Origin of the sequence: Nocardia sp. NPDC004860 (genome assembly GCF_040609015.1) — a bacterium.
Classification (GTDB): domain Bacteria; phylum Actinomycetota; class Actinomycetes; order Mycobacteriales; family Mycobacteriaceae; genus Nocardia.
Genome location: NZ_JBEXJI010000015.1, coordinates 131,226 through 154,591 on the forward strand (window position 1 = coordinate 131,226; position 23,366 = coordinate 154,591).

Consider the following 23,366-nt stretch of genomic DNA (forward strand, 5'->3'; position numbering starts at 1 on the left):
TTGCGGTTCGTAGCTAGGGTGGGCGCTATGGAACGCCCCGAAGTCGTCCTCGAGAACAGCGACGCGGTCTACGACTTCTATCGTGACCACCAGCAGAACCTGCTGAAGGCGCGGGCGGCCTACTGGCTGCTGGGTCGTCGCTATCACCCCCGGGTGACCTACGCGGCCGGGGCCCGGGACCGGCTGCGGGAGTTCATCTCCCAGCGGCGACCGCTGCTCATCGCGGTGAACCACCTCTCCCAGCTGGATCCGTACACCGTGGCCGCCGCGGCCTGGCGCAGCGCGTTGCGGCCGGTCATCGGGCACACCCGGGTGCTGGCCAAGGACGAGCTGTTCACTGAGACCAAGCTGCGCGAGCGCATCGACATGATGGGCGGCATCCCGGTCTTCCGGGGCAAGGACCACGGCCTGCGCGCGGTGAACGCGGCCGGGCAGCGCATGATCGACATCTGCGCCGAGCGCATGGCGCGCGGTGACGGGGTGGCGGTGTTCCCGGAGGGCACCTGCAACGACGTGGACCCCACCCAGGTGCAGACGGTCGGAACCGGCATCGGGCACATCGCCTTCCGGGCCAGGAAGCTCGGGGCGGAACCGGTGCTGGTGAGCCTGGGTCTGAGTTACGGCCCGCGGCTGGATCCCAGAGTGGAACCCACCAAGGAGGAGGCGCGCTCGGCCAGCTTCTACTTCGGCATGCCGGTGGCGGAGCTGCCCACCAAACCCGCCGAGATCACGCGGGTGGTGCGCGAAGAACTGCAGAACGCGCTGGACGGTGCGGTCAAGGCGTACTGATCGGCGGTGCCGTCGAGGAGTACTGCCGGCGGTCACCGCTGGGGCAGGCCGAGCCTTTCCCGCGACCACTGCGGCACCAAAGCCAGGTACTCGGGCCGGGATTCGACGAAGTGGTGCACCATCGGGCACAGCGGCAGAATCCCGAACCCGTCGTCGCGGGTCTGGTCCAGCGCGCCCTGCACGATCTTGCGCCCGTACCCCAGGCCCTCGAACTGCGGGTAGACCTCGGTGTGCACGAAGGCCCGCTCGTTGGCGGTGTCCTGATAGGCCGCGACCCCGGCGAGGTATCCGTCGACGAACAACTCGAACCGATCCAGCGTGGCGTTCTTGCGGACCTCGACCGACTCACTCGACATGGGTGCGACGTTAGTTCTCCCGTGACGGCTATTTGTCCCTTTGGCCGAACGGTGGCGTCCGGCGTGTCGCTTCCCACATCGGAGATCAAAATGTAGGGATGACGAACCCACCCCCGCGCCGGGTGCTGCTGGCCCCGGACAAGTTCAAGGGCTCCCTGAGCGCCACCCTGGTGGCGGACGCGCTGGCCGTGGGGATCACCCGCGCCGCCCCCGGCGCCGCGGTGCGGCGGACACCCGTCGCCGACGGCGGGGACGGGACGGTCGACGCCTTCGTCGCGGCCGGCTGGAAGCGGGTGGAGGTCGAGAGTTACGGGCCGACGCTCGCGCCGGTGACCACCTCGTACGCGGTCCGCGGGCGGGTGGCCGTGGTGGAGCTGGCCGCGGTCAGCGGCCTCGCGAAACTTCCCGGCGGACAGCCCGATCCGCTGCACGCCAGCACCTACGGGGTGGGCGATGTGATCGGGGACGCGCTCGATCGGGGAGCGCGCGACATCGTGCTCGGGCTGGGCGGGAGCGCCTCGACCGACGGCGGGGCGGGCCTGCTGCAGGCGCTCGGACTGCGCATCCTCGACGCCGACGGGAACGAGTTGCCCTGCGGCGGAGCGGCACTCGCGCGCGCGGTGCGGGTGGATCGCGACGATCTGCACCCCGGGCTGGCCGATGCGACGGTGACGCTGGCCAGCGATGTGGACAATCCGCTGCTCGGCGCGGACGGCGCGGCCGCGATCTACGCGCCGCAGAAGGGCGCGGATCCCGGGCAGGTCGCCACTCTCGAAGCGGCACTGAAGAATTGGGCCGCCGTGCTGGGCCCGGAATGGGCCGACAAACCGGGTGCGGGCGCAGCGGGCGGTACCGGTTTCGGGGCGCTGGCGGCGCTGGGCGCGCGGATGCGCTCGGGCATCGAGCTCGTTCTCGACCTGATCGATTTCCGGGCCCGGCTGGCGGACGCGGATCTGGTCGTCACCGGGGAAGGCTCGCTGGACACCCAGAGCCTGTCCGGCAAGGCCCCGATCGGGGTCTGTCGCGCGGCGCTGGCGGCGGGCGTCCCGGTGGTCGCGGTGGCGGGCCGGGTGCTGCTCACCGCGGAGCAGGTGCGGGAGGCCGGATTCGCCACCGCCTACGCATTGTCCGAGTTGGAGCCCGACCCGGCCCGCAGCATGGCGAATGCCGCCGCCCTGCTGGAACGGATCGGGGAGCGGATCGCGGAGTCCTAGCCGGCCGGGGTGAGCGCACGGCCGGGAATCCGGTTCCGATTGCGGTCGCCCCACTCCTCCAGCGGCCGCAGCGCCGCGCTGAGTTCCCAGCCCAGCTCGGTGAGCGAATATTCCACGCGCGGCGGCACTTCCGGGTAGATCTCGCGGTGCACGATGCCGCTGGCCTCCAGCTGCCGCAGGTTCTCCGCGAGCACCTTCTCGCTGACACCGGTCAGCAGCCGCCGGATCTGCCCGAACCGCTGCGGTCCCTCGGCCAGCACCCACATCAGGTGCATCTTCCATTTGCCGCCGACCGCCTCGATGGCCACGGACATGCCGCACACCTCGTGATCCGCGTCACCGCCGGTACTCATCGCGCCCTCCTGACCAGATTTCGAACCTTGGGGTAAGCAACCCCACGCGCAGGTGCGGTCTTCCCGAGGCTACCGATCCCGGCCACCATCGATTCCGGCGCGCCAGTCCCGAACAGCCGAAATCGAAGGGGATACACCATGTCTGATCTGCGTCGATCCGTCACCGTCATCGGTCTGGGCCCGATGGGGCGGGCCATGGTCGCAGCGTTCCTGAAGGCCGGAGTCGAGGTCACGGTCTGGAACCGCAGTCCCGAGAAGGCCGACGCCATGGTCGAGCTCGGGGCCCGGCGGGCGGCCACCGTCGCCGAGGCGCTCGATGCCAACGCGGTGGCCGTGCTCAGCCTCACCCACTACGCCGCCATGTACGACGTGCTCGGTCCGGCCGCGGATCACCTGCGCGGCAAGGTGATCGCCAATCTCTCCTCGGATTCGCCCGAGCAGGCCCGCCGGGGTGCGGCGTGGTTGCGGCAGCGCGGCGCCGAATTCCTTTCCGGCGGTGTGATGTCGGCGGGCGACAATATCGAACACCCGGCGTCCTACATCTTCTACAGCGGCCCGCGTGCGGTCTTCGACGCGCACGCCGAACTGCTGCGCCCGCTGAGCCCGCAGGAGTACCTGGGCCCGGATGACGGTCTGGCGCAGGTCTTCTACCAGGGCCTGCTCACCATCTTCCATCCCTGGCTGCTGGCCTTCGACCAGGCCACGGCCATGATCGCGCGCTCCGGCCACGACATCGCGCAGTTCGTGCCGTTCGCGGTGCGCTCCAACGCCGCCTTCCCGTACTTCATGGAGCAGTTCTCGGTGGAGAACCAGAACGGCGGCTGGGCCGACGTGGCCGGACTGCGCATGATGGACGCGGGTGCGCAGCACATCATCGACGCCAGTGCGGAGGTCGGCGTCGACGCCACTCTCTCGCACACGGCGCAGGCGTTCTGGCGCCGGGCCGTCGCCGCCAGCGCGGCGGCGGGGCGGGCGGTATCGACCTTCGAACTCATGGGCGCGGTATCCGAGAACGCCTGAGCCACACGGGAATCAGGCGGTCTCGGAGCCGATGCGAGGGAAGGGCGCGGTGGAGAAGATGATCTCCACCGGCACCTCGAAGTACTGGGCGAGCCGCAACGCCAGATGCAGGCTCGGGCTGTATTCGCCGCGTTCCAGATAGCCGACGGTCTGGTAGTGCACGCCCAGCGCCTCGGCCAGCTGCCGGCGCGAGATGCCGCGCTCGGCGCGCAGCATCGCGATCCGGTTGTAGATGACCTCGCTAGTAGGCACGCGCCATGGCCCTCTCGCGACGGGCCGCCACCGCGGCCCCGGATTCGCGACGGGCCATGCGGCGCAACACGATCGGCGCGATCAGGATGCCCGCCACCGCCCAGGCGCCCAGCACCGCCACGGTTTCCGGGTGCCGCCACGAGTGCGTCAGCTCCACCATGGCCGCGCCGTCGGGCAGCATGGCCGAACGCATGCCCAGGCCCATCCAGTAGATGGGGAACGCCTGGGCAATGGCCTGCAGCCAGCCCGGAAGGCCGGTGAGGGGATAGAAGATTCCGGAGATCGCCACCAGACCCATGATGGGGAACGAGATGAAGCCGATGCTGCGCGGGCTGTCGAACGCCGAGCCCACGATCGCGCCCAGCGGCAGACAGGCCAGCAGGCCGAGCACCAGAATGCCGATCAGCGTGGCCCAGGCGCCGACGCTGTTCAGGCTCACTCCGCCGATGGTGAGCAGCCCGAACCCGAGAATCAGCGCCACCTGGACCACGGTGACGCCGGAGACCGCGACGATCTTGCCGATCAGGTAGCCCAGCATGCCGTTGGGGGTCGCCTTGGCGCGTAGCAGGGTTCCGTCCTCGCGATCCATGGCCAGGCCCTGGGCCACGCCGAACATGCCGGTGAACGCCACGAGCATGCCGAGCACGCTGGGCAGCGCCAGCGCGCCCAGGCCGACGCCGCTGCCCTGGAAGTCGCCGTGGCGCATGAAGAACACCGCGATCATGGTGGCCACGGGCCAGAAGAACTGCGAGAAGATGTCCATCCCATTGGTGAGGGTCTGGATCAGCTCGATGCGGCCGCGCCGGAAACCGGCCCGCACCGCGACGGTGGTCGGATTCATCGGACCTCCTCCAGGCTCCGCAGTTCGGTATCGCCCTGGCCGGATTCGAAGCGCTGCACCAGGGTCATGTAGGTGTCCTCGAGCGAGGCGCGCCGCACCTCCAGTTCCTCGACCGACTCGCCGAACTGCTGGAACAGCTCGTAGACGAACTTGGTGGACTCGGTGGTGGTGTGCACGAAGCGCTGCCCGTCCCGGGTCCATTTCACCTCGGCCTCACCGGCGATGCGCCGCGAGAGCTGATCGGCCGACCCGTCGGCGATGATGCGCCCGCCGGCCAGGATGAGGATGCGGTCGGCCAGCTTCTCCGCCTCGTCCAGGTCGTGGGTGGTGAGCAGGATGGTGGTGTGGTCGTCGTCGGCGAGCCGGTGCACCAGGTCGTGGAATTCGCGGCGGGCCTGCGGATCGAAACCCGCGGTCGGCTCGTCCAGGAACAGCAGTTCCGGACGGCCGACAATGCCGATGGCCACGTCCAGGCGGCGGCGCTGGCCGCCGGAGAGGGTCATCACCTTGGCGTCCGCGTGCTCGGTGAGGCCCACCGCGGCGATGAGTTCGTCTGTGTCCCAGGGCCGTTGGATGTCGGCCGTGGCGTAGGGCGCGTAGCACATGCCCAGGTAGTCCAGCAGTTCCCGCACCCGCCACTTGCCGTGATCGCGCCAGGACTGCAGCACCACGCCCAGCCGGGCCCGCCAGGCCTCGTCGCCGTGCGCCGGGTCCGCGCCGAGCACCTCGACCCGGCCCGCCGAGCGCATGCGGAAGCCCTCCAGGATCTCGATGGTGGTGGTCTTGCCCGCGCCGTTCGGGCCGAGCAACGTCAGCACCTCGCCGCGGTGGGCCTGGAAGCTGACGTCCTGCAGGACATCGCGGGTGCCGTAGCGCATCCGCAGGTTCTCGACGTCGAGTACGACGCCCTCACCGACCGACATGTCACCCCTCCGTAGTAGAAGCCGGATCGGATGTAGCATATCTACTATATTTTGCAGGGGACAAGCTATTTATCGTCCACGAAGAAGGGCCCGGCTCGCAGCGAGCCGGGCCCTCTTTCGCGACGCGACAACCGATTTCGTGAGATGCGGGTAACTCGCCGGGTACGTCCAGACTCGGTTCGGCTCCCAACCGCCGGCACGCGTGCCCAACGGTGAACTCTCGGCCGTGCGCTGAAGTTACGGGGAGGCGGGGGAGCGGCGGATCAAGAATTCGATCGCCGCGGCGTAACCCTGGATGCCCATCCCCGCGATCACCGCGGTGGCGATGGGGGAGATGTAGGAGTGGTGCCGGAACTCCTCGCGGGCATGCACATTGCTGATGTGCACCTCCACGATCGGCACCTCCGGAATCACCAGCGCGTCGCGCAGCGCCACCGAGGTGTGGGTGAACCCGCCCGGATTGATGACGATGCCCGCCTCCACCCCGCGCGCGGCGTGGATCCGGTCGATCAGCGCGCCTTCATGATTGGACTGGAACGCCACGATCTCCCGGTCGAACCGCGCCGCGGTCTTGCGGCACAGCTCGACCACGTCGTCGAGGGTGTCGGCCCCGTACACCTCGGGCTGGCGGGTGCCGAGCATGTTCAGGTTCGGGCCGTTGAGCACCAGGATCGGACCGGAAGCAGCCATGCGCCCACTGTATTAGAGGCCGCTCGGTCCCTCCGTGCGCAGGTCGTCGACCTTGCGCATGGCCGTGCGCAATTCCGCGAGCCACTCCTCGGCGTGCTTGCCGGCCAGCTTGACCGTCCAGGCCAGCGCGTCGGAGCGGGAGCGGGCCACGCCGGCGTCGACGAGGGTGTCGAGCACCTTGCGCTCGGGCTGGCGCAACCGGGTCATGACCGGAACGGCCAGGTGGGTGAACATGATTCGCTCGCCGTCCACCAGCACGCCCCAGGCGACATTGCGGCCGTAGCGGGCCTGGGCCTCCTGGGCGATCTGCATGCGGGCGGGGCGGGTGGTCTCCCGGAAGCGGGCGATGATGCCCTCACGGGTGGCCTGCGGGACGGCGGCCGGTCCCGCGTCCTCGGCGGGAGCGTCGTCGCCGGGGGCGGGTTCGGCTGGGGGGAGGGGGAGTTCGCCGAGGACGACGATTTCGTCGCGATCGACTTCGAGGGTTGCTGGACCGGTGTACCAGTCGGATGGCAATCTTCCAGCGAACCAGGCGGTAGCGTCCGAGGCGTCGGGAAGGTCGGCCTGCTGCCAGCCGCCGGTGCGCCCGAAACCGTGTCCACGATGTCCGTGTCTCATGATGGTCACACTCACTTACTGCAGGGAGTTGTAATGCTGATTACAACGTTACGTCGTTTCAGTGGGAGTGGGTTCTGCTCTGGGAGAACGATCTTCGGCGGCTGCGCCGAGGCCGGCCCGCAACGCTGTCACCAGTGAGAACCGACCGGTCTGCCGAGTCTCGAATACGCCAGGGGATGTAACCGACCGGTGATCATGTAAGTGGTCACTGCTGACCGATTTCGGCACTATGGTGGTGCTCGATGCAAGTGCGCCTGGTGGGATGGTGAAGCCGCGGGCGTTCGCCGCGCGGTACCGTGGACCTGTTGCTGATGTGGCCAGAGTGAAGAGTGGGCGATATGGATGTGTGGGGATCCCGCCGCTTCCGGGTACGGGGTGCGATCGCACTCGCGGGTGTGGCAGCCGTCGCGATCGCGATGGGGTCATGTGGTTTTCGGGAGCGGTCGACGGGTGCGGAGGCGGTGGTCGAACGGTTCACCACGCTGATCGACAAGAAGGACTATGACGGGGCGTCGCGGCTGACCTCCTACCCGGCGGGTGCTTCGGCAACGCTGAAGCAAGTCTTCGAGGGACTCGACCCGGGCAAGCCCGACTACCACGTGACCCAGTTCACCGGACTGAACGGTACGACCGGACTCTTCTCCATGACCGGCGCCTGGAACTTCGGCGACAAGCGGGACTGGAAATACGACCTGCAGGGTACCGTGCGCAAACTCAGTGTGGGCTGGCGTATCTCATGGGATCCGGCCATGGTCATGCCGCAGCTGGACGCCAAGCGCAGCGCCAAGCTGGTGCGCACCTTCGCCACTCCCTCACCGCGGGTGAACGACATCGTCGGCCAGCCGCTCATGACCGAGCAGACCATCAATGTGGTCCAGCTGGACCCGGCCAAGATCACCGACCCGGTCGCGTCCACCAACGCGCTGGCCGCAGCCATCGCCCCGGTCGCGCCGCTCATCGACGGACCGTCGCTGATGCAGCAGCTCGCGGCCTCCCAGGGCAAACCCTTCGTCGCGGTCAACCTGCGCGACGGCGACTTCGCCATCCTCGAGCCGCGCATGGCCCCGATCCCGGGTGTGGTGCTGCTGAAGCAGCCCAAGCTCATCTCCGCGGACCGCCGGGTCTGGTCGCCCATGCTCGACGCGCTCACCAAGGTGTGGCTGGACGATCGCGACGCGCACTCCGGCTGGGGCGTGCAATTGTTCGAGCCCGACGGCAAATTCGTCACCCAGCTGGCCGGCGAGCAGGGCCCGCCCGGACCCGACATTCCGGCGACCATGGACCAGCGCCTGCAGCGCGCCGCCGAGGACGCCGCGGTGAGTACCGGCTCGCCCACCTCCATCGTGGCCATCCAGCCCTCCAGCGGCGCCCTGGTCGCGGTGGCGCAGAACAGTCAGGCCAGCGAGCACGGCAATATCGCCTTCACCGGGCAATACCCGGTCGGCGGCATGATCGAGCTGTTCAAGAACGTCGCCGCGGTGACCAAACACAAAGCGCCGCAGGATGTCTCGGTCGGCGACGCGGCGGACGCGGCCAGCCTGCTCGGCATCGGCATCGACTTCAAGGTGCCCGGCCTCGACGAGACCACCGGCCGGCTGCCCACCGGCAAGAACGCCGCCGAGAACGTGGGCCGCGGCAATGCCGCCGACTCGCTGCTGGCCAGCCCGTGGGGCATGGCCATCGCGGCGGCCGCCATCGCCAAGGGCCAGGTGCCCAAGCCGATGATCACCATCGGCCAGCCCGCCACCACCGAGGCCGACCTGGCCGCACTGCCCGGCGAGGCCACCGACCGGCTGCGCGGCATGCTGCACGACGGGGTCGGTGCGCCGGAGATGGCCAGCCTCAACAGGTATCGCGATGTGCAGGCCTACGGTGCCACCACCGGCAACAACGCCTGGCTCATCGCCACCATGGGAGACCTGGCCTTCGCCATCCACATCGACGATCCGGACAGCGGGGATCTCACCGCGCGGGTGGCGGCGCGCTTGCTGCAGTCGCTGGCCTCGCCCGACTAGCGAGAGGGCAGTACCCGCGACGCGACGTCAACGCGAGCGCAGCACCTGCAGGGCGGCGCGCCAGCCGATCAGGAACAGGGCCAGGAAGGTCGCGGCCACCAGGAAGAAGCTGACCGCGAGGCCCTGACCGGATACGGCACGTAGCAGCATGCCGCCGACCAGGGTGCTCAGCCACACGATCACACCGGTCGGCCACACCGCGCGGCCGTCGAAACGTTGTGCCGCGCTCACACCTTCCCGGCCCGTCGCCACCACCAGCGCGATCACCCAGCCCAGCAGCAAGCCCGTGCCGAACGGCCAGACGGTGCGCAGCAGACCCGCGCCGATCGCCTCGTCGTGACTGCGCCGCCCGATCGCACAGAACACGACCACGAGGGCGACATCGACGACGAGGGGCACGAGTTTCTTCACGCGGCACAGGGTATCGGGCGTCCCGGGAGCGCCTGTGCAGGGACTCTCCACCCTGGCTGGTCGCGCGAAGGGGGTCGGTCAGGCCGGCGCCGCGTCCGGATCGGCCGGCGGATTGGGCCGGCGCCGGTCGGTGACCAGCGAATTGCCGCGCTCCTCGAATTCCTTCTCGAGCTCGGCGTCGTCGGCCTGCGGCTTGCGGTACAGGAAGAGGAAGACGATCCAGCCGACGATCGCCACCAGGATGAAGCTGATCAGCCGGTAGAGGAACGCCGCCGCCACGGCCTGCGCGGCCGGCAGCCCGGCCGCCGCCGTCAGCGAATAGATGAGGGTGGCGTCCACATAGACGATGCCGCCCGGCGCCAAAGGGATGGTGCCCACGGCCTTTCCGGCCGCGAAGGCCAGCATGAGCCCGGCCCAGTGCGGATCCGCGCCCACCGCGTAGCAGGCGAAACCCAGGCAGGCCACATCGGCGAACCGGTGCACGAGCGCCCAGACCACCACCCACGCGCCATCCTGTTTGCCCAGATCCACCGACTCCAGCTGGGTCAGGATCTCGGCCACCTTCTCCATGCCGGCGTCGGCGGGCTTGCGCCGAATCCGATTGACCAGGTGCAGGATTCGCTGCGCCAGCGCCTGCACCCCGCCGGGGTGGCGGGAGACGTAGTTGAAGGTCCAGATCAGCAGGGCGACGGTGCCCAGCGTCAGGATCACCTTGCCGGGGCCGACCCGGTCCCCGGACAGCACCGCGCCGAACAGACCCAGCAGCGTCAGCCCGGCCGCCGCGATCACGCCCGACATCACCAGCTGCCAGGACGCCACGATCGGGCTGGCGCCCCAGCGCCGGGTCTGGCGGTAGGTGAAGGCGGCCGAGAACACCTGGCCCGCGGGCAGCGTCAGCGACATGCCGGTGGAGCCGTACACCACCGACACCGACTTCCGCTGGCTCACCTCGACGCCGCCGGCGTGCAGCAGCTGTTTCTGGATTCGACCGAAGCCACTCATGGAAAACGCCGCCATGACGATGCAGGCGGCGACCCATCCCCAGTGGATTTCGGTGAGGTTCTTCCAGGATTCGTGCAGGCGCGGATATAGATATATGCCTTCGGAAATCAGCAACGCCGCCAGCGCGGCGCCGAGAACCCATTTGGCCCACCAGAACCTGCCACGGTGCGAGTCATCCGCGGGCGGCGCAGGATCGCCGGCCAGCTCACCATGGGCCGTCACGCCGTCAGCCTAACGAACTCGCCGCGGCCTCGTCTGCATCAGCCGGGTCGGTGCTTTCCCGCGGCCAGGCCAGCCGGGTCTTCCGGCGGCGCCCGCGCAGTTGCACCTCTTCGCCGGTCTGCCAATGCCGCTGCTCGTTCTCATCGGCGAAAAACAGTGCGCTCGACGAGGTCAGGACGCGTTCCGGGCGGTCCTTGGCGAGTTCGGTCAGGCGCGACGCCTCGTTCACCGGATCACCGATCACGGTGTATTCGAAACGATTTGCGCCACCGATATTCCCGGCCACGGCCAGCCCCGCGGAGACGCCGATGCCGATATCCAGCCCGGCGACCTCGCGCAGGGCTTCGCGCAGCTCACGAGCCGCGGCGAGGGCCGCGGTCGGTGCGTCGGGGCGGTCCAGCGGGGCGCCGAAGATGGCCAGTGCGGCATCGCCCATGAATTTGTTGATGAGCCCGTGGTTGCGGTCGATGACATCCACCACCACGCGGAAGAACTCGTTGAGCAGACTGACCACTTCGGTCGGCGGGCGTTCCGCTGCGGTCGCGGTCGAACCGACCATATCCACGAACAACACCGCCACGAATCGGGTTTCACCACCGAGTTCGGTGCCGTACTCGAGCGCCCGGCGCGCCACGTCCTCACCGACATGCTGACCGAACAATTCCTGCAGTTCCCGGCGTTTGGCGGCCTCACCCATCATTCGGTTGAAGCCAACCTGCAGCAGCCCGATCTCCGAACCGTCGAAAACTTCCACCTGCACATCCCGCGCACCCTCCTGCACGCGGTCGATGGCCTGGCTGAGCTGGCGAATCGGATCGGAAATGGAAGAGCCGGTGAGCATGGAAAGCGCCAGCGCCTGCATGATCACCACACCGCACAACAGCAGAATCGACACCGCCAGCGACTGCGCGGAAAACTGGACGCGAGAAGAAATCTGGGTGACGCACAGCAGCACGATGGCAATCGTCGGCGCGAACGTGCCCATGCCCCAGGTCATGGCCATCCGGGTGCCGACGCCCGCGGTCAGGGTGTGGTCGAAGGCCCCCGTGGTCAGCGCCTCGGCCGCGACCGGCCGCAGGATCCGCTCGCCCAGCATGTAGGTGAAGCCGAAAACGATGGTGGCGGCCATACATTCGGTCACGATCACCGCCGCGGCCAGCTCGGGGGTCCGCACGATGATGACCGAGGCCAGCACGCCACCGCCGACCAGCCACAGCACCAGATGCACGATGGCCTGCCGCAGCGGGGCGTGCAGCGCCGCCATCTGCTCCTGCCGCGACGGCGGCCCGCCGCGCATCTGCCACCGCATGACCGGCCGCAGCATGAGCGCCGACGCGGTCACGCTCAGGAGCCCGCCGATCACGAAGACCAGGCCCGGGATCAGCAGCCCGGTCTGCCGGGTCGCGCTGGTCCCGCCCTCCGGAACCGGCAGCCCGTACTGGATGAAGGCCCACACCAGGACAGCGCCGAAGGCGTTGGCCGCCAGCATCGAAGCCAAGTACAGCGGCCAGCGGGTATGCATGGTCTGTTTGACCGCTTCCAGGGGCGCTGACACGATCACCAATCTAGCGTTTAGATCGCCGGTACATGCCCGCGGAGGTTTCGGCCGTTAGGCTCGGCCTCGTGAGCGAGGTGCAGGCAGGGTCCGGCAGATCGAGCGAATCCGGCGGGGTGCGCCGGCGCGACGCGGAGGCGGTGCATCCCATCGTGCGGCAGACCGCCGAGTGGTGCTGGCGGTTACTGATCATCTTCGCGGCGGTGCTCGCGGTGGCCTATCTGGCGCGGCGGCTCTCGACGGTCACCATTCCGATTTCCATCGCGCTGCTGGGCGCGGCCCTGATGGCGCCGCTGGTCAATTGGATGCAGCGGTTCGGGGTGCCGCGGGCGATCGGGGTGTTCGTGGCGCTGGTGGGGGCGCTCGGTCTGCTCGCCGGAATCATGACCTTCGTCGTCGAGCAGTTCGTCTCGGGTGTGCCACAGCTGACGGACGAGTTCAAGACCTCCGTGCACCAGGTGCAGGACTGGCTGATCAACGGTCCGCTGCATCTGAGCAACGACCAGATCCGCAATGCGGGCGACACCATCGTCAAAACCGTCGAGTCGAACAAGGACGCGCTGACCAGCGGGGCGCTCACCACCGCCACGGTCATCGGTGAATTCTTCACCGGCACGTTCCTGACCCTGTTCATCCTCATCTTCTTCCTCTACGGCGGCGACCAGATCTGGGAGTTCGTGACCCGCATCGTCCCGGCCCGGCACCGGGCGAAGGTACGTCAGGCCGGGCGGCTGGGCTTCGGCACGCTGACCGGCTTCGTCCGGGCCACCGTCATGGTGGCGGCGGTGGACGCCATCGGTATCGGCGCTGGCCTGGCCATTCTCAATGTGCCGCTGGCGCTTCCGCTGGCCTCGCTGGTCTTCATCGGTGCGTTCATCCCGATCGTGGGTTCGTTCATCGCCGGTTCGGTGGCGGTCTTCATCGCGCTCATGACCAAGGGCATCGTCACCGCGCTCATCGTGCTGGGCATCACGGTGGCGGTCATGCAGCTGGAAGGCCATGTGCTGCAACCGCTGCTGATGGGCCGCGCGGTCCGTATCCATCCGCTGGCCGTGGTGCTCGCCATCGCGGCGGGCGTCGTGCTGGCGGGTCTGGCGGGCGGTCTGCTCGCGGTGCCGTTCGTGGCGGTGCTCAATACCGCCCTGCGCTCGCTGCTGGCCGACTCACCCGACGAGCTCTACCAGGACCTGCACACCGGCGACCCGAGCAAACCCATGTTCAGCGCCGAACCCGATACTCCCGACCCGGACCGCTACAAGGTGCCGGTACCCGTGGCCGAGGACGATCACGAGACGCCCCCGAAGCCGGCGGGCGGCAGTGGGGACGCCGGGGACTGACGGTGGCCCGGGGGACGGTGGAGCCTGATCCCGCCTGGGCGGCCACCGCGCCACTGTGGCGGGCGGTGCAGGCGTTCCGGCTGGTCACCCTGCTGTACGCGGTGGGTCAGCAGATCGCCTCGGTGTCGTACTACAGCAATCAGCGGTTGAGCTGGGCGCTGATCGCCGTGATGGCGGTGTGGTCGGGTATCTCGGCGGTGCTGTTGTCGCAGTGGCGGATCCGGCACGAGCCGCGGGTGCGCACGGCCGTGGTGGTCGGCGACCAGCTCGTGGTCATCGCCCTGATCTTCGCGACCCGGCTGGTCGCGCCCTACGACTGGTATCACCACCATCAGACCCTGCCCACCACGCTCTGGGCCGCCAATGCCGTTGTCTCCGCGGCGATTCTGTGGGGACCGTTCGGCGGCATCTGCTCGGGTCTGCTCATCTCCGCCGCCGTCATCACCGCACGGGCCCAATGGGATTTCGACGTGTGGCGCGATGCGACGCTGCCCGTCCTCATCTCGGTGGGCCTCGCGCTGGGCCTGGCCTCCGATACCGCCCGCCGCGCGCACGCGCAGCTGCAGCGCGCCGTCCGGCTCACCGCCGCCACCCAGGAACGCGAACGCCTGGCCCGCGAGGTGCACGACGGAGTCCTGCAGGTACTCAGCTACATCAAGCGGCGCGGCAATGAAATCGGCGGCCCGACAGCCGAACTGGCGCAGCGCGCGGGCGAGCAGGAGGTGGCGCTGCGGGTGCTCGTCTCCGAACAGGGCGATCGCACCGACGCCGGGGGCGCCGAGGAGGATCTGCGGCCGCTGCTCACCGCCCAGGCCACCCCGTCCGTGTTCGTTTCCACCCCCGGTCATCCGGTGCCACTGGGCCACTGGGCGGCGCGCGAGGTCGCCGCCGCCGTGGCCGCCGCCCTCGCCAATGTGGTCCAGCACGCCGGTCCGGGCGCGAAAGCGTATGTGCTGCTGGAGGATACCGGCGACGAGCTCATCGTGAGCGTGCGCGACGACGGCCCCGGCATTCCGCCCGGCCGGCTCGCGGAGGCCGAAGAGCAAGGGCGCATGGGTGTTTCGCGGTCCATCGTGGGGCGCATCGCCGCCCTCGGCGGCACCGCGCAGCTGCTGTTCGAGGCGGCGCCCGCGGACGACGAGGGCGCGGAATGGGAGTTTCGCGTGCCCCTGGAACCGCGACCCTGAGAGCCCTCGAACGGCCACAATGAGATCGGAGGAGGACATGACCGAATCGGATGCCGGAATCACGGTGATGGTGGTGGACGACCACCCGATCTGGCGGGACGGGGTCGCCCGCGACCTGGCCGAGGCCGGATTCGCCGTGGTCGCCACCGCCGACGGCGTGCGCGCCGCCGGGGCCCGCGCGGGCGCCGTGCAACCGGCGGTCGTGCTCATGGACATGCAGCTCCCCGACGGCAACGGCGCCGACGCCACCGCCGAGGTGCTGCGGGTCTCCCCGCGCACCCGGGTGCTGGTGCTGTCGGCCTCCGCCGAACGCGACGACGTGCTCGACGCCATCAAGGCCGGCGCCACCGGCTACCTGGTCAAGAGTGCCTCGGCCACCGAACTGCTCGACGCCGTCCGCGCCACCGCGGCGGGACAGGCCGTCTTCACCCCGGGCCTGGCCGGTCTGGTCCTGGGCGAGTTCCGCCGGATCGCCGGCACCCCCGCCGAACGCGACGAACCACACCGCCCCGCCCTCACCGACCGCGAGACCGAGGTGCTGCGCATGGTGGCGAAGGGCTTGTCCGCCAAGCAGATCGCCACCCGGCTCGGGCTCAGTCACCGCACTGTGGAGAACCACGTGCAGTCCACGCTGCGCAAACTGCAGCTCGGCAATCGCGTCGAGTTGACCCGCTACGCCATCGAGCAGGGCCTCGAGTAGGGGGACGGTTCAGGGATTGCCCTGATGCGGTGGCGGCCCCGCGCTGGCTAGCCTCGAAGCATGGGAGGTCCTGAAGCGGTTTCCGCGATCGTGACCGGCAACGCCGTGATCGGCGACCGGGATCTACGAGTATCCGATGTCGAACGCGAACATGTCGGCCGGCTGCTGCAGCGCGCGGTCGGGCTGGGCATGCTGTCGCTGGGGGAATTCACCGAGCGCATGGACACCGCGCTCGCGGCCAAGACCCGCGGCGAACTCAATGCGGTGCTGATCGATCTGCCGGGCGTCCGGCTGGTCGGGCAGCCCGCCCCCGCCGGCCAGCGGTTCGTGCAGCCGCCGCCCCGGTACGCGACCGCGCACCGGATGCCACCGGCCGTGCCCTCCAATGTGATTCGCGCGCGGCTGTCGAGCGTGGAGCGCAAGGGCGCGTGGCACGTGCCGCCGGCGCTGGCGATCAACAGCATGCTGGGCAGCGTGCGCCTGGACTTCACCCAGGCCATCATGTCCACCCAGGTGGTGGAGATCCACGTGAACGACACCTGCAGTTCGATCGAACTGATCGTGCCGGCCGAGGCCACCGTGGACCTCAATGCCATCGACCTGATCGGCTCCAGCGCCAACACCAAGGTGCGCACCGGCCCGCCCATCGGGCCGCTGCACCTGGTCGTGCACGGCACGCTGCGGTTCAGCTCCGTCACCGCCAAGCATCCGTTCGGCACCAACTGGAAGCGGTTCCTCAACGGTGCGTGACCGCCGGGCCCGAGGCCGCAGTGCCGCGGAATCGAGCGCGGCGGCGGACGGATCCGGGCGGTAGGGTCACGCACATGGTGGAAGGCGTCGCGACCCCGGAGGCAGTGCATCGATCCGGCGGCGGCGAGCCGCTGCTCCTGCTGCACGGTGTCCTGCTCACCTGGCAGTCCTGGGGCGCGGTGCTCGACGAGCTGGCCACCGGGCACACCGTGCTCGCCCCCACCCTCCCCGGCCACTGGGGCGGACCCGAGGCCGCCCGGCCCGCCACCGTGGCCGCCCTGGCCGACCATTGCGAGCGCCTGCTCGACGAATCCGGTTGGGACACCGCGCATATCGCGGGCAATTCGCTGGGCGGCTGGATCGCGCTGGAACTCGCCGCCCGCGGCCGCGCCCGATCCTGCACCGCCATCGCCCCCGCGGGGCTGTGGCGCACGCCCGCCGCCGCCGATTCGCTGCTGCGCAAGTTCCGGGCCTTCGGCCCGCTCATCGGCCTGGGACCCGACCGTCGGCCGAGCATGCCCTCGCTGCTGCGCAGCCTGCTGCTCCCGCTGCTCGCCGATCGTCCCGCCCTGGTGCCGAATCCGCTGGCCAAGGCGATGACCGCGGCCATCACCGAATGCGCCATCGTCGATGACCTGGCCGAAGATCCTGATCTCCCAACGGGTTTCACCCGGCTGAGCGAACTGGACATACCCACCAGCATCCTGCTGCCGGACCGCGACCGTGTGCTCCCGCCCCACGTCTACGCCCCGCTGACCCCCACCGCCGCCGTCGAGGTGCGTCCCCTGCCCGGCCTGGGCCACGTGCCCATGCTCGAGGCCCCGGACCTGATCACCGCCGAGATTCGCGCCACCATCGCCCGCGCCGAGGCCCCCGCCCACCGCGCCTGACCCGGAGCCGGGCGCCGTCCGCGTCGATCCGGGTGGCTCGCATCGAATCGGGTAGTAATCGCGCGCGGCCCGGGTGTTTCTACTCATGTGAGCAAACGCCCAGGTCGAGAGTATGGCGGACATGAATCCCGCCATCGATCCCCGCCTGATCGCGCGGCATTCGGTGCGCGACTGGTCCTGGCTGCACGTGGTGCGGACCGTTCCGGCGGTGCTCGCGACCCTGATCACGGTGGCCGGCGCGGCATTGAATCCGGGAGGAGACGCGACCCCGGCCTCGAACCGGTACCAGGTTCTCGCCGCCGCGATCGTCATTGCCGTCGCCGGGCTGACGGGTGCGGTGCTCGGTGGGCGACTCCGGGCCGGGGACGTGACGGCGAGCCTGAGCTTCGGCGCCGCGACAGTTCCGATGCTGGCCGCGCCGATCATGTTCGCCCGCACCGGGTCGGTACTCGTCTCGGCCACCGTCGCGACGATGCTGCTGGGGGTCGCGGTGGTGCCGTGGCTGCCGAAACTCGGTGCCGCCGCGCGGATTCCGGGGCATCTGGCCGTGGTGTCCGCGCTCGCGGGTGCGTTCGCATTGCTCGAGGCCTGCATCGGGATCGCGCGGGTGCAGACGCTGCCGGTGGCGTTGCTGCTGGTCGCCATGGGATTCCTCGGGGTGGCCGGGCAGCAGCGGGCGCGGGTGGCGGCGGGCATCGGTGTCGCGTTCGGTGCCCTCGGCGCGCTGACCTTCTTCTACCGGGCCGACATTGCGACCTTGGCCAACCAGCCGGAAGCTGAAGCGCACCTCGGCCTTTCGACCGCGTTGTCGGCGCTCGCAGTGCTGTCCACCCTGGCCGTCGCCGGTTGGTGGGCGCGCCGGATCGGCCTGCTGGACCGCGAATCCGAGGCGACCGTGCTGTCGGTGTTCGCCGGTATCGGGGCGCTGTACGCGGTGACGGCCCTGACCGTCTCCCTGGGTATCGCCACCGGGACCCGCAACGGTTTTCTGGCCGGGCACGCCGTCGCGACGATCGTCTGGATGGCCGCCGCCACCGCGGCGCTGCTGTACGGCCTGCGCCGCCTGGCGCGCACGCCGCAGCGGGCCAAGGTCGCTCTCGGCGCGGGGCTGCTGGTCACCGCCGTGGCGCTCGCGAAGCTGTTCCTCTTCGACCTGGCAACCCTGGGCGGTCTGGTCCGGGCGGCGGCGTTCCTGGTCGTGGGTGTCCTGCTGCTCGTGGTGGGGACCCGCTACGCGCGGGCGTTCGGCGATATGGATTCCGGTGTGCGGTCCGCGTAGCGCAGAGAGGTCCGGATAGCACGGGGAAACAGCAAGGCCCGGCCGAGGATTCGGCCGGGCCTCGCTGATGTCCGGGTATCAGTCGTGGTTCTGGCGGCGGAGCAGTTCGTTGACGCTCACCGTGCGTCCGTCGCCGCCCCGATGCTTGGCGTCCTCGTCCGGATTCTCGGCGGGCGGGCGACGCCGTGAGGAGCGCAGATCCGACATCCACTGCTCGATGCTGCTGCGGCCGGGGCCGTCCTGCGGCGCATCCTGCGCGGCGTGGTGCGTCGGATGCTGTTCCTCGGCAGCGGTTTCCGCGAGCTGTTCGGTGGGCTCGCTCTGCTCCGGCTCCGGCGGGTGCGGCTGGTACAGCTGCGCCCGGGTCGCCGGATGCGGCGGGATCTTCGGCGGCGGAAGCACCCGCTCCGAACCGACCACCGGTGCGGGCGGCGGCGAATCCGCGGGCGCGGCAGGCGCTCCCGGCTGCGAGACCGACGGCATCGGGTTCACGGGGGCGACCGGCGGAGCCACGGCCTCGGGCGCACGCTGCGGCAGCCCGCTACCGGTATTCGCGGATCCCCGTGCGGGAGAAGCGAAGTCGCCGATGGGGTGCGGGGCCATCGGGCCCCGGGCCGCGCCCGGACCGGTGGGGTTGGCGCCCAGACCGGTGCGGCCGGAACCGAGATCGGTGGTCGGCGCGTCCTCCGAGGCCGCGCTGACGCGCCGGGGGGCGAGGGGCGGGGTGACCTCCGCCGGTGCGGCGGTACCGATTTCACCGACCGGCGCGGGCGGCTCGGGGGTGGGCTCACCGATGCCGACGGGCTTGGCGAAGGCCGGAGCCGCCGTGGTCGACGGGGTGACGCCGTGGCCGGGACGCATGGCGGCGGACGGGAATCCGGGCGCGCGCTTGGTCTCCGGGGCTGCGGCCGCGGAGCTTTCGGCGGGCCGCGTGGGCTCGGGGGTCTGCGGGGACTCGGTGCGCTGAGCGGGCTCCGCGGACTGGACGGGCTCGGCGGGCTGGGCCCGCTCGACCTTGTCGATGCGCTGGGTCGGGGCCTCGCTGTCCACGTCGACGGTGCGGGCCGGGCGCGGCTTGCGCGACCGCGCCGGGGCGGCGGTGCCGTCGGACAGGATCGGGATCTGCATGGTGACTGGGTCGGTGATCGGGGTGGTCTTCACCAGGTCGACCACCTCGCCGCCGCCGGGCCGCTCATCGTCGAGGATGGGCTCGCCCAGGCCGATCCGCTGCTGGATCTTCTTCATCCATTTGGGCGCCCACCAGCAGTCGTCGCCGAGCAGTTTCATGGTGGCCGGCACCAGCAGCATGCGCAGCACGGTCGCGTCGATGAACAGCGCCGACACCATGCCGTAGGCGATGTACTGCATCATCACCAGGTCGGAGAACGCGAACGCGCCCGTGACGACCAGCAGGATGAGCGCGGCGGCGGTGATGATGCGGCCGGTCTGCGCGGTGCCCGCGCGCACCGCCTCCGTGGTGCTCGCCCCCTGGGTCCGGGACTCGACCATGCGGGAGAGCAGGAACACCTCGTAGTCGATGGATAGGCCGTAGACCACGGAGATGATCAGCACCAGCACCGGCGACATGATCGGTTGCGGGGTGAAGTTCAGCAGACCCGCGCCGTGGCCGTCGATGAAGATCCAGGTCAGGATGCCCAGCGTGGAGCCCAGGCCGAGCGCGCTCATGAGCGCGGCCTTGATGGGCAGTACCAGCGAGCCGAAGGTCAGGAACATCAGGATGGTGGTCACCAGCACCACCAGCGCGATCATCAACGGCATGCGATCGACCAGCTGATCGATGCTGTCCTGCATCATCACCGGGGTGCCGCTGACCATCACCTCGGCGCCGTCCGGGACGTCGATCGCCCGCAGGTCGTCGATGGTCTCGGTGATGTCGCTGCCCTTGTCCAGCGGCCGCGAGGTCGTCCACACATTGGAGCCGTTGGGCGGCGTCTGCGGGAGCGAGAACGTGGTCTTGGGCTGCAGTCCGCGGGCCTGGTTGGCCTCGTTGAGGATGGTGCCGATGTCCTTCGGGTTATCGGTGATGATGACCAGCTGGACCGGGTCGGCCTTGCGCAGCGGGAAGGTCTCGTCGAAGTGCTGCTGCGCCAGGCGGGTCGGATTGTCCGGCGGCAGATAGGTTTCGCTGATACCGCCGAACTGCAGGTTCTTCACCGGGATGATCAGCAGCAGCAGGCCGATGGTCAGCGGGATGGCGACCTTGAGCGGGTGCTTCATCACCCAGGCGGTGAGCTTGCCCCAGAAACCGTTCTCGATCTGCTCGGCGGTCTTGGTCTTGCGGAACCGCTTGAGCCCCAGCGCATCCACGCGCGGACCCAGAATGGACAGCAGCGCGGGCAGGATGGTGACCGCGGACACCGCGGCCAGTGCGACCGTCGCGATGGTGCCGTAGGCCACCGACTTGAGGAAGCCCTGCGGGAACAGCAGCATGCCGGCGCTGGCCGCGATGATCATCGTGGCGGAGAACAACACGGTGCGGCCGGAGGTCACGACCGTGCGCCGCACCGCCGCCTTGGTGTCGTAACCGTCGGCCACCTCCTCGCGGAAGCGGCTCACGATGAACAGGCCGTAGTCGATCGCCAGGCCCAGGCCGATCATCGAAACTACCGGGGAGACAAACGAATTCACCTCGGTGAACTTGGTGATCGCCATGACGATGCCGTTCGCGCCGAGCACCGTGAGACCACCGATGATGAGCGGCAGCGCCGCCGCCACGATTCCGCCGAAGATGAAGAACAGCAGGACGGCCACCACCGGAATGGCGATGATCTCCATCCGCTTCTGGTCCTGCGCCATGGTGTCGTTCAGCGTGCCCGCGACCGGCTGCAGACCGGCGACCTCGACCTTGACGTCCGGAATGTAGAAGGCGTCCTTCACCTTCCGGTAGTTCCGCACCATGTCGGTGTCGTTGTCGCCCTTGATGGCGATGGAGGCGAAGGCGTGCTTGCGGTCCTGGCTGGCGGCCTGGGCCAGCTGCTGACCGGTACTGGTCTTCCACGGCGAGCCGTTGACCTGACTGATCTCCGGGTGCTTCACCGGCAGGTTGTTCAGGTTGTCGATGATCTTCTGATTCCACGCGGGATCATCGACGGTGCCACCGTCCGGCGCGGTGTACAGCACCACCACGTCGCTGGTGTGGTCGCGCCCGTACACCTGGTCCTTCAGGACGGCGGCCTGAGAGGACTGGGAGTTCGGGTCGAACCATCCGCTGGAGCTGAGATGGTCCTCCAGCCCGAATCCGAAGGCTCCGAGCGAGAGCATTGCCGCCACGACAACACCGAGCACGGTGTAGCGCAGCTTGTAGACCAGGTCGCCCCAGCGGGTGAACACTAAGCGACTCCTTGAGCGGGGCGGGAGGTGAGCAGGGCCGACAGCGGCCGGAACGGCTGCAGCCACGCACCCTCGTCGGGCAGCGAGTCGAGGCTGACCCGGGGCAGCGGTTCACGGAACACGCCCGGGATGTCCTCGAGGTCGATGAACTCGAGAATATCCGACGTGACCGCCCAACTCGCGTGCTCGCGGAAACCCAGCACCTGAACAGGCACGCCGGAGGCGGCGAGCTCCTCGAGCGGGGCGCGGAACGCCTGCCCGTCGGCGGAGGCCACCATGATCCCGGCCAGACCCGCACCGCGACGGCGTAGTTCGATGTGGGAGAGCATGTCGCTGTCCACATCGGAGTCTTCGTCGATCTTGGGTTTGGCGAAGACGGCGTAGCCGACATTGCGCAGCGCCTCGACCCAGGGGCGCACCACATCGGCGGTGCCGGGGGCGATATTGGTGAAGACCGTGGCCTCGGGTTCGACCCGGGTGGTGCTGCCCACCGACAGTTCCGCGGTGCGGGCCAGCAGCCAGCGGCCCAGCGCGTCGAAGCGCGGGCGATAGGCGGCGGTCGGGCGTCCGCCGAGGATGGCGCCCAGGCCCATGTCGAGGTTCGGCGCATCCCAGACCAATAGGACGCGGCGCACATCGGTGGCGGTGCCGCCCAGGGCGACCCCGGCATTGCCGTGGAGCCCTGTGGTGCCCGATAGTTCGGTCGAATCGGCGCCGTGCATTATTCCGGCAACTTCCGACACACCGTGGGCCATCTCACTGACGCTCATGATTCGATCTTCCCCCAGATGAACTCGGTGATGGCGCTACCCGCGCGGAGTCCTTTGCTTTCGAACTTGGTAATCGGGCGTTCGAAACCAATCGGTGCTTTGTTCCGGTAGGCCTCGGGATCCCGTCCGGTCGGCTCGTTCATGCCGATGAGCTGGGGTTCCGCATTTCCGTGCTGGCCGATCCACTCGGCGTAGTCCGCATGGTCGGTCGCCACGTGCAACACGCCGCCCGGAATCAGCCGACTTGCGATGAGTGCGAAGGTTTCCGGCTGCAACAGCCGCCGCTTGTGGTGGCGCGCCTTCGGCCACGGGTCCGGAAAGAACACGCGCACCCCGGTCAGCGATTCGGGAGCAATCATATTTTCCAGGACATCCACGGCATCGCCGCGCAGCAGCCGGAGGTTGTCGATGCCCTCGCGCTCGACGCGCTGCACCAGCTGGGCCAGACCCGGCTTGTAGACCTCGATGCCGATCAGGTTGAACTGCGGCTCGGCCTGCGCCATGGCCGCGGTGGCGGTGCCGGTGCCACAGCCGATCTCGATGATCAGCGGCGCCGAGCGCCCGAACCAGGCGTCGGCGTCCAGCTTTTCGTCGGAGACGTCCTTGCCGATCACCGGCCACACCCGATCCCAGGCGTCCTGGCGCGCGGGCGATACCGCGCCGCGGCGGGCGCGGAAGCTGGTGACCCGGGGGTAGAGGCGGTTGCCTGCGGGCCGATCCGGCCGGCCGATGGCGGCTTCCGAGTGATCGGCGTCACCGTTGGACTGGGCGGGCCGCGGCCCGGGAACTGGCTCGGCAGTGTGGTTCGCGGCGTCGTTCACGGCGTCCATTGTCCAGTACC

At 69.4% G+C, this 23,366-nt stretch carries 23 protein-coding genes; 10 read left to right on the forward strand and 13 right to left on the reverse strand.

The genetic code is table 11. From position 1 onward, the window contains the following. Positions 1-27: 27 nt before the first annotated feature. On the forward strand, positions 28-789 hold the full coding sequence (locus ABZV44_RS25770) for a lysophospholipid acyltransferase family protein (protein ID WP_354841147.1): 762 nt from the start codon (positions 28-30) through the stop codon (positions 787-789). 32 nt (positions 790-821) lie between these two features. Here ABZV44_RS25770 and ABZV44_RS25775 read toward each other — a convergent pair whose 3' ends face one another. Continuing rightward, the gene (locus ABZV44_RS25775) at positions 822-1,145 is read right to left on the reverse strand and encodes a GNAT family N-acetyltransferase (protein ID WP_354841149.1); all 324 of its coding nucleotides are present in this window, start codon (positions 1,143-1,145) and stop codon (positions 822-824) included. Positions 1,146-1,243: 98 nt separating this feature from the next. Between ABZV44_RS25775 and ABZV44_RS25780 the strand changes: the two genes are divergently transcribed. Beyond that, on the forward strand, positions 1,244-2,359 hold the full coding sequence (locus ABZV44_RS25780) for a glycerate kinase (protein WP_354841152.1): 1,116 nt from the start codon (positions 1,244-1,246) through the stop codon (positions 2,357-2,359). On the opposite strand, the gene ABZV44_RS25785 is transcribed toward ABZV44_RS25780, so the two are convergent. Continuing rightward, positions 2,356-2,712 carry a helix-turn-helix domain-containing protein gene (locus ABZV44_RS25785; RefSeq protein WP_354841155.1) on the reverse strand — a complete coding sequence of 119 codons (357 nt, stop codon included), beginning with the start codon at positions 2,710-2,712 and terminating at the stop codon, positions 2,356-2,358. The genes ABZV44_RS25780 and ABZV44_RS25785 overlap by 4 nt on opposite strands. A 138-nt stretch (positions 2,713-2,850) precedes the next feature. Between ABZV44_RS25785 and ABZV44_RS25790 the strand changes: the two genes are divergently transcribed. Continuing rightward, the gene (locus ABZV44_RS25790; protein ID WP_354841157.1) at positions 2,851-3,732 is read left to right on the forward strand and encodes an NAD(P)-binding domain-containing protein; all 882 of its coding nucleotides are present in this window, start codon (positions 2,851-2,853) and stop codon (positions 3,730-3,732) included. 12 nt (positions 3,733-3,744) lie between these two features. Here ABZV44_RS25790 and ABZV44_RS25795 read toward each other — a convergent pair whose 3' ends face one another. The 5 genes from ABZV44_RS25795 to ABZV44_RS25815 form a co-directional block, all read right to left on the reverse strand. Then, positions 3,745-3,948: a helix-turn-helix transcriptional regulator gene (locus ABZV44_RS25795; protein WP_354841343.1), complete on the reverse strand. Its 204-nt coding sequence runs from the start codon at positions 3,946-3,948 to the stop codon at positions 3,745-3,747. Between the two features lie 25 nt (positions 3,949-3,973). Then, entirely contained in the window at positions 3,974-4,825 is an 852-nt protein-coding gene (locus ABZV44_RS25800; RefSeq protein ID WP_354841160.1) for an ABC transporter permease, read from the reverse strand. Continuing rightward, complete coding sequence (locus ABZV44_RS25805) at positions 4,822-5,748, reverse strand: ABC transporter ATP-binding protein (protein WP_354841163.1); 927 nt, start codon at positions 5,746-5,748, stop codon at positions 4,822-4,824. The genes ABZV44_RS25800 and ABZV44_RS25805 overlap by 4 nt, the downstream gene beginning before the upstream one ends. Before the next feature lie 237 nt (positions 5,749-5,985). Further along, positions 5,986-6,438, reverse strand: coding sequence for a type II 3-dehydroquinate dehydratase (gene aroQ / locus ABZV44_RS25810; RefSeq protein ID WP_354841166.1), 453 nt, complete (start codon positions 6,436-6,438; stop codon positions 5,986-5,988). 12 nt (positions 6,439-6,450) lie between these two features. After that, a complete protein-coding gene (locus ABZV44_RS25815; RefSeq protein WP_354841169.1) occupies positions 6,451-7,056 on the reverse strand; it encodes a hypothetical protein in 606 nt (201 codons plus the stop codon). 338 nt (positions 7,057-7,394) lie between these two features. Here ABZV44_RS25815 and ABZV44_RS25820 point away from each other — a divergent pair, with 338 nt between their 5' ends. After that, on the forward strand, positions 7,395-9,071 hold the full coding sequence (locus ABZV44_RS25820; protein WP_354841172.1) for an NTF2-like N-terminal transpeptidase domain-containing protein: 1,677 nt from the start codon (positions 7,395-7,397) through the stop codon (positions 9,069-9,071). Between the two features lie 27 nt (positions 9,072-9,098). Here ABZV44_RS25820 and ABZV44_RS25825 read toward each other — a convergent pair whose 3' ends face one another. From ABZV44_RS25825 to ABZV44_RS25835, 3 genes are all read right to left on the reverse strand, one after another. Continuing rightward, complete coding sequence (locus tag ABZV44_RS25825; protein ID WP_354841175.1) at positions 9,099-9,482, reverse strand: DUF3054 domain-containing protein; 384 nt, start codon at positions 9,480-9,482, stop codon at positions 9,099-9,101. A 78-nt stretch (positions 9,483-9,560) separates the two neighbouring features. Beyond that, complete coding sequence (locus tag ABZV44_RS25830; protein WP_354841177.1) at positions 9,561-10,706, reverse strand: YbhN family protein; 1,146 nt, start codon at positions 10,704-10,706, stop codon at positions 9,561-9,563. A 4-nt stretch (positions 10,707-10,710) separates the two neighbouring features. Then, the gene (locus ABZV44_RS25835; protein WP_354841346.1) at positions 10,711-12,228 is read right to left on the reverse strand and encodes an adenylate/guanylate cyclase domain-containing protein; all 1,518 of its coding nucleotides are present in this window, start codon (positions 12,226-12,228) and stop codon (positions 10,711-10,713) included. 173 nt (positions 12,229-12,401) lie between these two features. Here ABZV44_RS25835 and ABZV44_RS25840 point away from each other — a divergent pair, with 173 nt between their 5' ends. From ABZV44_RS25840 to ABZV44_RS25865, 6 genes are all read left to right on the forward strand, one after another. Continuing rightward, positions 12,402-13,598: an AI-2E family transporter gene (locus ABZV44_RS25840; RefSeq protein ID WP_354841349.1), complete on the forward strand. Its 1,197-nt coding sequence runs from the start codon at positions 12,402-12,404 to the stop codon at positions 13,596-13,598. Positions 13,599-13,600: 2 nt separating this feature from the next. Continuing rightward, positions 13,601-14,785, forward strand: a complete 1,185-nt coding sequence (locus ABZV44_RS25845) for a DUF5931 domain-containing protein (RefSeq protein WP_354841180.1) — start codon at positions 13,601-13,603, stop codon at positions 14,783-14,785. Positions 14,786-14,822: 37 nt separating this feature from the next. Beyond that, positions 14,823-15,485, forward strand: a complete 663-nt coding sequence (locus ABZV44_RS25850) for a response regulator transcription factor (RefSeq protein WP_354841183.1) — start codon at positions 14,823-14,825, stop codon at positions 15,483-15,485. A gap of 108 nt (positions 15,486-15,593) precedes the next feature. Continuing rightward, positions 15,594-16,235: a DUF1707 domain-containing protein gene (locus ABZV44_RS25855; protein ID WP_354841351.1), complete on the forward strand. Its 642-nt coding sequence runs from the start codon at positions 15,594-15,596 to the stop codon at positions 16,233-16,235. A 74-nt stretch (positions 16,236-16,309) separates the two neighbouring features. Further along, the gene (locus ABZV44_RS25860; protein WP_354841186.1) at positions 16,310-17,125 is read left to right on the forward strand and encodes an alpha/beta fold hydrolase; all 816 of its coding nucleotides are present in this window, start codon (positions 16,310-16,312) and stop codon (positions 17,123-17,125) included. Positions 17,126-17,237: 112 nt separating this feature from the next. After that, the gene (locus ABZV44_RS25865) at positions 17,238-18,404 is read left to right on the forward strand and encodes a DUF2339 domain-containing protein (protein WP_354841188.1); all 1,167 of its coding nucleotides are present in this window, start codon (positions 17,238-17,240) and stop codon (positions 18,402-18,404) included. A 78-nt stretch (positions 18,405-18,482) separates the two neighbouring features. On the opposite strand, the gene ABZV44_RS25870 is transcribed toward ABZV44_RS25865, so the two are convergent. The 3 genes from ABZV44_RS25870 to trmB are packed head-to-tail and all read right to left on the reverse strand — an operon-like array spanning position 18,483 to position 23,355. Next, positions 18,483-21,755 carry an MMPL family transporter gene (locus tag ABZV44_RS25870; protein WP_354841191.1) on the reverse strand — a complete coding sequence of 1,091 codons (3,273 nt, stop codon included), beginning with the start codon at positions 21,753-21,755 and terminating at the stop codon, positions 18,483-18,485. Further along, positions 21,755-22,525, reverse strand: a complete 771-nt coding sequence (locus tag ABZV44_RS25875) for an NYN domain-containing protein (RefSeq protein WP_354841194.1) — start codon at positions 22,523-22,525, stop codon at positions 21,755-21,757. The genes ABZV44_RS25870 and ABZV44_RS25875 overlap by 1 nt, the downstream gene beginning before the upstream one ends. Then, positions 22,522-23,355, reverse strand: a complete 834-nt coding sequence (gene trmB, locus ABZV44_RS25880; RefSeq protein WP_354841197.1) for a tRNA (guanosine(46)-N7)-methyltransferase TrmB — start codon at positions 23,353-23,355, stop codon at positions 22,522-22,524. Before trmB ends, ABZV44_RS25875 begins: the two co-directional genes overlap by 4 nt. Between the last annotated feature and the right edge of the window lie 11 nt (positions 23,356-23,366).